Source organism: Poriferisphaera corsica, assembly GCF_007747445.1.
Classification (GTDB): Bacteria; Planctomycetota; Phycisphaerae; order Phycisphaerales; family Phycisphaeraceae; genus Poriferisphaera; species Poriferisphaera corsica.
The window spans coordinates 2,690,431-2,701,984 of record NZ_CP036425.1 but is presented as its reverse complement, the minus strand read 5'-3'; the positions used below and the strand labels follow the sequence as shown (position 1 = coordinate 2,701,984).

16 protein-coding genes and 1 tRNA gene are annotated in these 11,554 nt (G+C 47.3%); all 17 read right to left on the bottom strand.

Annotated elements, in window-relative coordinates; translation table 11 throughout:
• Positions 1-5 precede the first annotated feature (5 nt).
• Positions 6-239, bottom strand: coding sequence for a hypothetical protein (locus KS4_RS11115; protein WP_145077971.1), 234 nt, complete (start codon positions 237-239; stop codon positions 6-8).
• Positions 240-256: 17 nt separating this feature from the next.
• Positions 257-484, bottom strand: coding sequence for a helix-turn-helix domain-containing protein (locus tag KS4_RS11110; RefSeq protein WP_145077969.1), 228 nt, complete (start codon positions 482-484; stop codon positions 257-259).
• The gene (locus KS4_RS11105; protein WP_145077967.1) at positions 477-905 is read right to left on the bottom strand and encodes a hypothetical protein; all 429 of its coding nucleotides are present in this window, start codon (positions 903-905) and stop codon (positions 477-479) included. Before KS4_RS11105 ends, KS4_RS11110 begins: the two co-directional genes overlap by 8 nt.
• A complete protein-coding gene (locus tag KS4_RS11100; RefSeq protein WP_145077966.1) occupies positions 898-1,119 on the bottom strand; it encodes a hypothetical protein in 222 nt (73 codons plus the stop codon). The genes KS4_RS11105 and KS4_RS11100 overlap by 8 nt, the downstream gene beginning before the upstream one ends.
• A 3-nt stretch (positions 1,120-1,122) precedes the next feature.
• Complete coding sequence (locus KS4_RS11095; RefSeq protein ID WP_145077964.1) at positions 1,123-2,760, bottom strand: hypothetical protein; 1,638 nt, start codon at positions 2,758-2,760, stop codon at positions 1,123-1,125.
• 6 nt (positions 2,761-2,766) lie between these two features.
• Positions 2,767-3,297, bottom strand: coding sequence for a hypothetical protein (locus tag KS4_RS11090; RefSeq protein WP_145077962.1), 531 nt, complete (start codon positions 3,295-3,297; stop codon positions 2,767-2,769).
• 2 nt (positions 3,298-3,299) lie between these two features.
• Positions 3,300-3,611 (bottom strand): hypothetical protein, encoded by a 312-nt coding sequence (locus KS4_RS11085; RefSeq protein ID WP_145077960.1) that lies wholly within the window; start codon positions 3,609-3,611, stop codon positions 3,300-3,302.
• 23 nt (positions 3,612-3,634) lie between these two features.
• Positions 3,635-5,443: a sialidase family protein gene (locus KS4_RS11080; RefSeq protein ID WP_145077958.1), complete on the bottom strand. Its 1,809-nt coding sequence runs from the start codon at positions 5,441-5,443 to the stop codon at positions 3,635-3,637.
• On the bottom strand, positions 5,433-6,644 hold the full coding sequence (locus tag KS4_RS11075; protein WP_145077956.1) for a hypothetical protein: 1,212 nt from the start codon (positions 6,642-6,644) through the stop codon (positions 5,433-5,435). Before KS4_RS11075 ends, KS4_RS11080 begins: the two co-directional genes overlap by 11 nt.
• On the bottom strand, positions 6,637-7,983 hold the full coding sequence (locus KS4_RS11070; protein ID WP_145077954.1) for a hypothetical protein: 1,347 nt from the start codon (positions 7,981-7,983) through the stop codon (positions 6,637-6,639). The genes KS4_RS11075 and KS4_RS11070 overlap by 8 nt, the downstream gene beginning before the upstream one ends.
• Before the next feature lie 88 nt (positions 7,984-8,071).
• A tRNA-Ser gene (locus KS4_RS17610) sits at positions 8,072-8,161 on the bottom strand.
• A gap of 72 nt (positions 8,162-8,233) precedes the next feature.
• Positions 8,234-8,779 (bottom strand): hypothetical protein, encoded by a 546-nt coding sequence (locus KS4_RS11065; RefSeq protein WP_234698794.1) that lies wholly within the window; start codon positions 8,777-8,779, stop codon positions 8,234-8,236.
• Between the two features lie 395 nt (positions 8,780-9,174).
• Positions 9,175-9,438, bottom strand: coding sequence for a hypothetical protein (locus KS4_RS11060; RefSeq protein ID WP_145077950.1), 264 nt, complete (start codon positions 9,436-9,438; stop codon positions 9,175-9,177).
• Positions 9,439-9,462: 24 nt separating this feature from the next.
• Positions 9,463-9,594, bottom strand: coding sequence for a hypothetical protein (locus KS4_RS18025; protein ID WP_261341872.1), 132 nt, complete (start codon positions 9,592-9,594; stop codon positions 9,463-9,465).
• A gap of 388 nt (positions 9,595-9,982) precedes the next feature.
• Complete coding sequence (locus tag KS4_RS11055; RefSeq protein ID WP_145077948.1) at positions 9,983-10,312, bottom strand: hypothetical protein; 330 nt, start codon at positions 10,310-10,312, stop codon at positions 9,983-9,985.
• Positions 10,312-10,716 (bottom strand): hypothetical protein, encoded by a 405-nt coding sequence (locus KS4_RS11050; protein ID WP_145077946.1) that lies wholly within the window; start codon positions 10,714-10,716, stop codon positions 10,312-10,314. Before KS4_RS11050 ends, KS4_RS11055 begins: the two co-directional genes overlap by 1 nt.
• 485 nt (positions 10,717-11,201) lie before the next feature.
• The gene (locus KS4_RS11045) at positions 11,202-11,549 is read right to left on the bottom strand and encodes a hypothetical protein (protein WP_145077944.1); all 348 of its coding nucleotides are present in this window, start codon (positions 11,547-11,549) and stop codon (positions 11,202-11,204) included.
• Between the last annotated feature and the right edge of the window lie 5 nt (positions 11,550-11,554).

Genomic DNA, 11,554 nt, shown 5'->3' with positions numbered 1-11,554 from the left:
CCGCGTTATGGGCCACCGTTGCGATTGGTGTCTTTGATCGGTTCACCTTCGATCGAGACGGGTTCGTGTGGTTTGGTTGGGCGACTAGCAGGAAGTGTAATTGGATCTGGCGTATTTCCAGTCCTATGATTTTTGGCGCAGAGGTTCCATCCGAAAATAAAGATGACAGCATGAGAGGCAAGCAGGGTTGCTGCTAATCCAAAGCCGAGAGCCAGTGCGTATGAGATAGGAACCTCCATGCACTTATTATGCTTTGTTATGCGGCATTGTTTGGGGGTGGTGTCGCAGGTGTCGCAGATGACGCAGAAAGGCGAGTTTTCAACAACCGCTCAACTTCACTGGTGGGTATTGAATATTCACCGCCTGGTATCAGTTGAATGGCTTTGATCGCATTCTTACCGCACATTCGTTGAATAGTACGGACTGATTTACCGACCTTGCTTGCTACTTCCTTGGCGCAACAGAAATCTTGTGTGTTAATCATTCCGTACCCCTTCAGCCATGCGAATTAAACTCTTAGAAAAATCAAGGTCTATACGATTGAGTAGAAATTCGATATTCGTTATGGCTAGCTCTGTCGAATCTGTAAAACTTAGGTTAATCAAATCGAGCGATTTGCCTGCAACGCATTCAGCTACCATCGTTTCGGTTTGGACGAATTGAGCAAGAAGAATGTGCAACAACTCGTGTCGCAAGGTATGGAAAAGAGTTGTATGATCTTGAATATTGTCGTGATTTACCGTGATAACAGCACATCTATAGGCGTAGTTTTGCAGTTCACATTCCCCGGCCGCCTCAATTCGGTTGTTTAGTTCCAGATCAATATTCCATGTGTCCAAACCTAGGTACGTCTTAAGTTTGGGTAACCACAACCCCATTGCATGCTGTGCAGCAGTTTTATCCATGCACCACCTCACTTATTTTATGTTGAGTGTCGAAGTACTCAACGTTTGGGAACTCCTTCGCATCAATATCTCCTTCTTGAATCTCTTGCATGAAGAAGTCTTTCATTGCACAAAGATCATTCTGACAAAGATATTGAACCGACTCATCGTGAAGTGTTGCTTTTGCAATCGCCTTCATGCCGCACCCTGACGCGCTACAAGTTGGCTTATCCATCTCTCAATCCAATGGTATGTCTACAATACGTCCTCTCGGCTGGTGATAGACCAATTGCTCGGCCACCAACTCTTTGAGCGCATCGCAGGTGTGATTATTTCGATCCTCATAAGGCTCATTACTTGGAGCCTCACCATTCGAGTTTTCTTTGTGTCTCCAGATTTCATGTTCACGTATTGCATTCTCGCAATCTTCAAAGAACACGATTTTGTTATCCTCAAACCAGAGTCTGACTTTTGCCACCAACGAAGCACCATCTGAAGCATTGGCGCGTTTACCTCTCTTGGCTCTAAGCCCATTCCTGTCAAGTATCGCTGCTTTGGACTCCCCCTTTTCTGCTTGGTCTGTGTTGAAGATAGAAGGGTCGGAAACCATGTCCATTCTGAAATGCTCGCGCTCAAAGACCTCACGATAATATGAGATGTTTTGATAGGTGCGTTCCAATACTTTATTGTTGCCGGACATGGCAATGATTTCATTAGCCTGTTGCGAGAGTGTTTGACCTGTCTTGTAGTATTCGCGATAGATCAAAAGCACTTCGCAATCTAACTCCTTGCCATCCCATACCGAACCAACGCCAGACGGAAATTTAAACCCAGCAGGTAGTAGAGAAGCCCACAAGCAAGCCGAGGGGTTTCTGAATCCGTAGTCATAACATCGATACAATGCGCGTTTAGCTTCTTTCGGTAGTGGGAAGCGTTTGCAAATATGGCCATCAAGATTCGCTTGGAATTGAGGGAAAACGGTGCCAAACGCACTGGCTTCTTTACCGTAGACGCGGACTGCGACCTCAGCGGGCTCGTTCTTGTACCGCTTGATGACTTTATCGATTTCGCCATCAGGCAGATTGTGGGCGTTGTCGGCCATGCCCACCTGATAAACCTTGAAATCCCCGCTTAAGCGCACTTTGTATTTCAGCCACCCAAAGCGAGGAAGGTAGTCAATATAGAGCTTGCCAGCCTTATCAACCAATCGTGTTTGTATTGCGTCAAAGATCTGTTCTTTGGATGGTTCGGTGTACCAGATCAAAGCGACTGGCTCTGACTCGTATTTATTGAGATCCATCTTTTCGTTCTTGAATCGAACGATAACCTTGCCGCGATTATTAGGGAGCGTGAGCGTGATGCTAGAACGCTGTTTACCGAACCCACATTCATCTTTGTACTCAAGACTATCAGGAAACATTGAGCGAGGTAGAAAATCCCATAGGAATTTCTGCGGGACGGCGTTCATCATGTCCCAGTCCTGCGCGATAACCCAGATGATATCACCGTCCTTGAGGTTATGCAGGATTTCAAGGCAGACGATCCCACCGATACCTTGCGTTTTGCCGGATCGGTTAGCGCCACCGGCTGCAATGAATCGCTCTTTGGCTTCCCAGTCCAGCTTCATTTGAAGCTGTTTAGATCCAGCTCCCGTATACCTCTGCCCATTTTCCTCACCCGGTTTGCGTGATGGGCGAAACAGCAATTCAAGCTGATTGTTTGCTAACTGTGCCGTGGCATCTTTGATCCAACGAGGCGTAATCCCTTCGCTGCATTGACCTGTTTCCTCGAATAAGGCAAGTTCATAGCGGACACGATCATGTAGTTCGTGTATTGGGTGAGTGACGGGTTGGTTGAAGTCAGCAAGTGATACCATTGGCAGTTATTGATTGTTTCCCACCCTGCCAACTGATGTCGCTTTAGTTAGAAGATCGCCGATAGAATCGGGTTCGGTTTCGTGTTTAATGTTAACGCTCTGGTGAGGTTTGCCGTCTGTGTAATCAATCAGTGTGGTGAAAGTATCAAGACCGAGTCTGTCATCCTCCATTGATCGTATGACGCGAACAGCGGCAGCGATCTTGCAGGGGTCACCCGATTCATCAATTATCTTTTTGAGTTGTGCAACCGAATATTTTCCCACCATTTTGGGGTCACCCGTTTCTGGGTCGATAACAACATTACCATTCTTATCTGTAACCTCTACTTCAGATCCATATGAATTGACTAACCTTGAAAGGCGAGTACCAATACTGGTTGATCCTTTAGGGTTGCCGGATTTACCTTTCGGCCAAGGTTTCGCACCGGGTGGCGTGTAACCTTGGGCGTAGCGCCCTCTATTATCGCGTACTTCTGCAACTGGGCTATATCCCTGTTCTTCAACGATTTGTTCAGTTGTCTTATCTGCTTCACTCATCTCTATTGCCTGTATAACACAGCGAAATCACAGGTGCCTGTGCCGCTTGCGGTTTGTAATTCAACATCTTTAATTTGGTTACCAACACGTCCAATGGTTGGGGAAATTGTGCCCAATCTGACTCGCCCCCAACTTGTCCAATGCTGTTTGATTTTGAATCTAAACTGGATGTCTTCAGCCGAATCAGTCGCATCGATTTGGAAGTGTGAAAATGCGTGGTCACCGTCGCCAGACGTTTCAAACACGCTTGTTGCTGTTGTTGTGACTGAGAAGTCAATTTTAAAATCATTGTCATATGGATTGTCTGTTGCCATTTGTATCTCCATTAATTGTTTATTTAGTATCCAAACCCCATTCCCATACCGGGTGCAATACTGTCCTTACGATAGGATTTGACCACAGGATTTAATTGTTCTGTTGAAATACCCACGCGCGTGTGGTCATACCACATCACATCTTTGATCAGTACACCATCACCAACGGCAGAACCGCTACCGCCAAGCTCAACCCCGCCTTGCTTGCCGCCATCGTCATATGTGGCAGTGTGTACCGTTGCGCCATCAAGCTTGATCGTCCACGACGAACCATCTCGTACGATCTCGCATTTATGCCAATCAGTATTGGCAGGGAGTGGACTTTTCTCTGCGTGTCCCGGCCTCAACATGACTTCATCTCTTGCGGAGAAGTCATTCCATAGGAAACCCGAACCGCTCGCGCCATAGATACGAGCAAGTGAGTTGATAGATTTCAGCTTAAAGTTAAAGGCCATAGTAAACTTTGAACCCAACAGTTCCCCCATCACAACAACTCCGGCTTGCCCCGCCGATCGATTCACATCAATCACACCACCGGATACCGAAGCATTGCCTTCACGTTGCCTCCACATCGGTGTTGAATCGAAGTTGTCATCTTCAAAATCATCGCCGCCAAGAAAAACACTCGTGATGTTAGGACATGAACGTGGGATGGCGGTGATCGCTGTGTCAAGCCGTCCCACAACCCACGCCGTATCATCCGCATTACGACCGGAAATAAACACGCGCCAGTTCCCACCGCCTAGGTCTAACAAGCAACCCTTGTAACACCTGTCTCGCATGTAGGACTGCGTACGACCTCCCACAAGCGGCATCTCGTCGAGTTGCCACGTCAACCCCCAGTCATACGAATACGCCAGCATAAACATGCCTTGCCATGTCGGATCTTGTATAGATCTTCGGCCTGTCGGAAAAAGCATGATCAATCGGTCATTAACTGCGTCGTGCTGTACATCGTTGTGCCAAGGGCCATTTACGAAATCTGGCAAGGCCATACCAACAAAACCTTGCTCCGACCAATTAACGCCATCACTAGAAACTAATCGTACTACCCTCGTCTGCGCGTCATCGCTCACATCCAAGCGAGAAACGAACATCAGCCAATCGTTTTCTCCTCGTTTGATTACGGATGGCGACATGTAGTGAGTGGGGTTGTCGTCGCTGGTGATGCATTCAACTGGCGCACTCCAATTCTGCCCGTCACTCGATTCAATACGAAGAATCGTTTCTTTTTTACCCGGCAAGTCGGTGGCATTACGGCGGTAATAGCAAACCAATTTGTTATCGTCGATCAGTAATCGGTGATCTGAATGAAAGCGGTTTATCTGATTGGGAAAGATGGATGTGATATTTGAGTTACCACCGCCGTCTACGTCGAATGCTGTCCAGCTTGCGCCATCATTAGACACAAAGACGAATCCATCCTCGTAGTCGTCACCAGACACATCGAACGGGGTTGCTGTCATCCAGTATCGGTAGCCGTTCCATGCTTGCCCAAAATCGACGACAGAGGGATGCAGGTAGGACGCAATGGGGTTGTGCCCGCCGCCATCAGTGTGATTGGCAGAAAGATCGATCTGCGTTGCAGGCTGCAACTCAGATCCGATGTACGTTTTCCCGGAGGGTGTTACGCCGCCTGTAATTTGTATCGTTTTACTGCTATCTGCTCGATACCAGACGACTGCAGTTTTATTGGCCAGGTCACCGTTCTCGATGTACGTGGGAACACGTTTGCCAGATTGATATACACAAATGTCCTTGCATTTAGAGTCTTGTACTTTTGACCAATCAGAAGTGTTATCAAGCGAAGCTTTAGAAATGTTAGTTGCCAATTGAATACTCCATCAGCGCACGCCACTTGGGCGTATTAGTGTTTAAATCTTTGAAGATATGTTCGAACGGGTCTTTGCCCATGTTTTGCTTGTGGAACGAGTAGGCCATAAACATGCTGATGCCCGATTTTTTGGCCATCTCTATGTTTAACTTGGTCAGTTCGTTCATGCGATCGTCTGCTTGAGCTTGCCGTACCAATTTGCCTAACCGCGCTTTATCCTTTGAAGTGACTTTGCGGGGTATAATGAAGTGCTGGCCACCCTCATAGGTGAAGAGTTCAACACCATACTTCCCTGCGACTTCCTTATGTTCTTGCTTCTTGGGCAGCTTATCCCCGATGTCTACAAGCCCCTTCTCAAACATCACCTCGAGGATTTGGTCGTCGGTCAATCCGTCAATGTTCTCCGGTACAGCCCACGCGCCGAAGTACGAGCCAATCGCAAGCGCATCAAAGTTCCCCGCACCGACCCCCTCACTAAAAACACCGGAATACCAAGGGTTCTCATCATGTGATTCAATAACGCATTTAAGCCGGTCAGGATCATCACTGAATATCTGCCTTGCCGCTTCAAATGATCGCTTCATCTCATGCACGCAGCAGTCGATATAGATGTTGTTTAACCTGATTTTTGAGTCCTTGCGAGCAATCTCCTCAGAATCAAGGGCAACACCTCTAAGCGTCTTTTGCAGCGTTACGAGGGCTTGTGCGCTCCGCTTTATTTCATGCCGACCAGCCAGCCCATATCTTTCGCGGATAATCTGATCGGTTTTATTCCCACTTGCCCACATCTCATTGCCATACGCGAAATACAGCTTCCCCATGAGGTGTGACTTGATATATTTCAGATCGTCTTCAATCTCTGAAATATTCTTTTGTGGGAAGCAGCACCACCACATATCCGCGTTGGCCCAGTTACAAACCTGAACCTGCGACGCTACAGTACAATCACCAAACTCCCAGTTCATCGTTCGTATGACCGGGAACGTTTTTAGAAGATCAATAGCCGGATCGTTTTCAGATATTGGCCACCATCCCCACTCCTGATCCGAGTGGGACAGGTTCATGCCAATTCCATCAAGCTTGGTAGCAGGTTCAGGCTTTGGCGTAGGCTTAGGTGCGGGGTCACTTTTAATGTCTTTTACTACGTTGACCGTAAGCTCTGTGTCTTCTGGTATATTCAGTGTGATCTTATTAGGCATACGCTTCCTCCGGCGCGTGAGCGATGTATTCGGCAACACATCCATGTTTCGGGTGCCAGACCAGCGCGTTAGCTGCTCTCGCCCCACCGATATATCCTTCCTCAGCGTGCCAATTGTCGGTTCCCGACAATGAATCCATCGTTCTTACAACAACACCGTTATGAGAGTCGCACGTCACATGCTCAACCGCTTTGCGTGTGTGCAGGTGGCCGCAGTGCCACTCGGTAAACCGTGCTGTTGACCACTGCTCCCTTGCTTCGTTCGCCATCAGCAAAGGAAGCTTGTTGATCTCTGTTCTCCTGTCGCCATGCACAAACCCAATCAAAACATCCTCCCAAGTGTGGTACTTGCGAGGAGAGGGTGTGTTATCGATATATACGTCTTCGTGATGTTCAAACAGCGCTTCTAGCGTATCGCCAAGGTTCATGACCGTGATTTTGTCGTGATTACCGGGGATGATGGGAACGTAGACGGGGGCGATTTCGCGGAGGGTATTGATAGCCTTGACGATGAGTTGGCGTGTTTCTTTGATAATGTGCATGTAGCGTGTGTCTACATCTTGCCGCGTGCCTCTGGTTGTGGTGTTGTCAGGGTTGTCGATGTGGATGAGGTCGTTGCCGACTGGAAACAGGATGCGTGAGACGGGATGGACTTTTGAGCGTTCAATGATCTGGTTGAGTGTATGCTCAAAGAGTTGCTTGGCGATTGTGATGTCGTAGTTTTGGCCGGTTTCGGGCTTCCATGCGTACTTGCCGAGGTGCAGGTCAAAGACGCAGATTTCGAGCATGTGGCCGGTTGCGTGATTGGGTATGGGCTTGCGTTTGATCTTTTGGGGCTTGGATGTGTTGGCCTTGATTTCATCGATAATTGCCTGCTTCATCGCTCTTGGATCAGTTGGCGGTATGCGCCTAATGTCGATCTGTACGCCGTAGTTCTGGACTTGGAGGGGCGGGCCACCATCCTCACTTTTCATCGTGGTAGTCCACGCCTTGGGATTGACTTTGGTGATCTCATATTCATTGGGATCAAGGTCAATATCGGCGCGTGAGAGCAATTCGTTTGGATTCTTGATCGCTTCCGGCGAGTCAATGTAGACGAACCGACTAAATTCGGTAGTTTCGGGGAGAGTAGCGTATTCTGCATCAGATGCGGTGGCCGCTTCTTTGTTAGACTGCCTTTTAAGATATTCAAATCGAGCGAGTGTGTGTTTCCGATTTAGGTCTACACCAAGCTTGTTCGATAGCTCTCTGGAAATTTCACCGAAGTTTTTCTTTTGGGATTTCATGCGCAACAACACCGCATCCATATCGTGCGTCCATTTGTGTTTAAAGCTGCCCATAAAGTCTCCAAGATAAAAGAGGCTGCCTCCCGAAGGAGGCTTTGTTGTGATCGCTGTTAATCGCTAGTAGCCTCTTGGTTTTCAAAAGCGGTAGGTGCAGGGGTCGAACCTGCAAGGACGGTTAAGCCTCGACTCATTAGCGGTGAGTTGCCATCGCCTGCTGTTGGCTTGACCTACCGAAAAACGCGGATTCGTCAGACTGGCTCCGCGTCGGCCTCGACTGCCATCTAGCCGCTGGCTAGTTGGTCGATCACTTTTCGTGTTTACCTTCAACATTGCGTTGCTTGCGTAGTTCTGTGCGATACTCAAGAACTTTCAACGCAGACTTACAGGCGTTCAGTGCAATCTCATTTTCCACACACCCAAATCCATTGCTTTGAAATGCTTCAAGTCGGTCGATAACGATTGCCAGTAAGCATTCGTTTGTAGCACCTACTACGCCCACTTTAGGGATCACGTCGTGCTGGAATGGGATAAAAGCCAAAACGCTCTTGTCGTCTGGCGTTGCGCCATCTGGAACTTCATAGTTCACAATCTGATACTTCGCATACGCACCACCAGCCGTTCTCTCGCCAACCTGTCTCACTACTCTACTACCATCTGAATACATTTCTTTTCCTTGTGATTGCCCCATATTGGAGCGGGTTTTTTTCTCACTGGATATTTCTGCAACCTGAAATTTGTATTTGTGTGCGAAACTATCCTTCAGTTTGATAAATATGACACATAAAATTGCGCTAATATACTTTTCGAGTGAAACGTAAAATAAGAAATCCAAACAAGCCGAAAAATACAATTGCGATAGCTAGTTACCCCTTTCGCAAGTCGTCTAGGCTTGCGATCCGTGTAGGCGGGGTTAGTTGCTGAGCAACCAACCAACAAGAAAAAACCATCCACATGTATTAAGCGCTGATATTGTGTTTTCATATGCTGGATAAATATCGCCTACGCAGCCCCACGATACCCAGCAACAAACACACAGAATCAAACACACATATCCACTCATCTCATCATCCTCTATCTGTCTTGGGGGTTAGTCGTAGTACCTGTAGATGCGCTTTGTTGGCGCGCCCTCTGGGTTACGTTTGCATTCCCTACGAAACCACCGGCGATGCATGCGTTTAACAAATTGCCTATACTTCGATGGTTTGCCTTGCTTTGCAGCACTACCCAATTGTGCTTGCGCTCCGCTCATCCTTCATCCTTTGCTATGGGGTCTTCAACCCTCTCGTATGTGGCGGCAAATATGTCAGGAGGAACTACCTTTAATCCGTCTATATCCTTCACTAGATAATGGCCTGCTGGTACTCGAAGCTTTTCGTTGGCCGTTTCTAGCAGCACCTCTCGCATATCAAATGTAAGAACAGCACCACCAATAAATCCTGCAATGGACTCTACACTTCCCGCACAACGCACTGCCTCAACGACAACTGGTTTCTTTCTGTACTTAGCCATTATCTTGTTGTATCCCTATCGCATTTAAAAGATCACCATAAAACCAAACCCCGCCCATACCAGAAAAACCGCCACACACATCCAGAAAGCTATCTTTGGATAGTCTGGCAGTTCTGGGTATTCACTATCCTTGAGCATCCGGTTCCACATACTCATTCTTTACCTCACTCTCACGATCGAACCTTGCCTCAAAATCATCTAAACTCATTGTTTCGAGCGTGGATTTGCACCAGTCCCTAACCAAAACCTGCCCCAACTCAACTCCTTCCATCGTGTATTCCGTAGATACGTGCAGCTTCGGTGAGCCATCGTCGTCAAAACTAACGCTAATGGGGCCATCTGTGATACCGCATATATCCCTCAAAACGGTTTCACTGGCTTCCCTGAAATGTACTGCGCCGAATCTGGTTTTGGACTTACAATTAATCATTTAACTGCGTTCCTCTCTGCTCGTTCGTTTGCTTCCCTGCGTGCTTCACAGTCTTTGCAGGTTGGTTTAGGGTTCTCGTTACCCTTACATTTCTCTCCGCAGAAGCGGCATTTGCTACAGGTCATCGTTTACTCCTATTGAAATTTGCCACGCCCTCTTAATTCTTAATTTGTATGTGCGGATATATTCTTTAAATCTCTGCCAATAGTGAGGGGTTGGTGGTGTGTTGCATTCAATCATCACAACCCCATTTGCTTTAACGATTGCTACTTGGCTATTTGGGATCATGGAATCTTTCATGAGCTTGTACAACTGATCTGTTTTCCCACTACGTTCTCCGCGCAACCTCAACTCTTTAATAAAATTCTCTGTTTTTGGGCAAGGCCAATTCGGTACGATCACATATGGAGCCTTCCCTCCAAGCTTCTTATAGAGGCTGTCCATTACTCCCCCTTTATCCCAAGCATCTCAACTAACTCGGTCAGCAGAGCATCGCGAATCGGCTCTGTTATCTCATTCAAAATGCGGTCAACTGTCCTTTTGGCTTCTTCGCTCTTGTTTAGCCCACCTCTAATCATTTCATATTCACATCGTCCAAGACTGCTTAGGCCAACTAAAGACTGATTGTTGAGTTTGATGCCAAATGAAATCTTTAACTCTAGCCCAATATCCATACACTCAAACATGGCTATACGCGCTTCTTGCCCAATCAGTTTTTGACACATCACATTCGCTTCTACTTCATCCTTCATATCACGGTACAAGCGTGCTGCGTCATGAACTCCTGCTTGCTCAACATTGGTGGTGTTGTGATGGTGATGCGTTTCTTTGTGAATCGTATTAAACATCTTTCCCCTCCAGCTGGCGTACCACCCATTGGCGTACATAGTTGTAAAGAGACATAGCCCTAAATGATGGAATTTTGGCGGCACATACTTTCAATTCTTTATTCCTAGAATCAATCTTGATAGTTGACCTGTTGCCTGAATTGTTCGCTACAACGCAATAGAGCCTGTAACCCTCGCAAAAATTACTCCCATAGAGGCCGAGAAGTTTGCACCCAAGGTTCTCTAGTGCTTCACACCAATCCCAAAAAAAACTGTTGTGTTCGGAACAGTGATAGTACCGCTCGTATCTTTGATTATTCATCACTCGCCCTCCAACCTATACTCGGCCTTATACTGCCATTCGCCTGTCTGCGAGTCGTACTCGGCGATGCCGCGTTCAATAACGCGTGTTTTGCCAACGGGATTGATCCACACCTAATCCCAAAAGACTACCAATGCCAAGACTATTCAAAAAAACAGCAATCACAACAATGACAACTCCTTCGTCACTCATTTTCTTCTTCCTTTCTTTTGTGCTTCCCAGCCTCTCTCACCACGCCCATCGCCTTGAGATCCGCATTGTGAAAGTTGTCGTTATCCAAAGGTGAGATCCCCAAGACACTCAATGCGTGAACATCTGCGTAGCCCATTGGCAGGACGTAGAAAGCTGTTTCGGCAATCCCGTTTTCTGAATGATGCATTGTCATGACTTCAGAACGCGACTCGTCTACGCCGCCGTCCTTGGTTACGAATGGGTAATACTGAATACCGACAAGTTTGTCTTTGCCTTGCCAGTCTTCGGGTATCTGCGCGCCCTTCAGAGTGGTACATCTGGTTTCCGTAGATTCGTTCATCACCT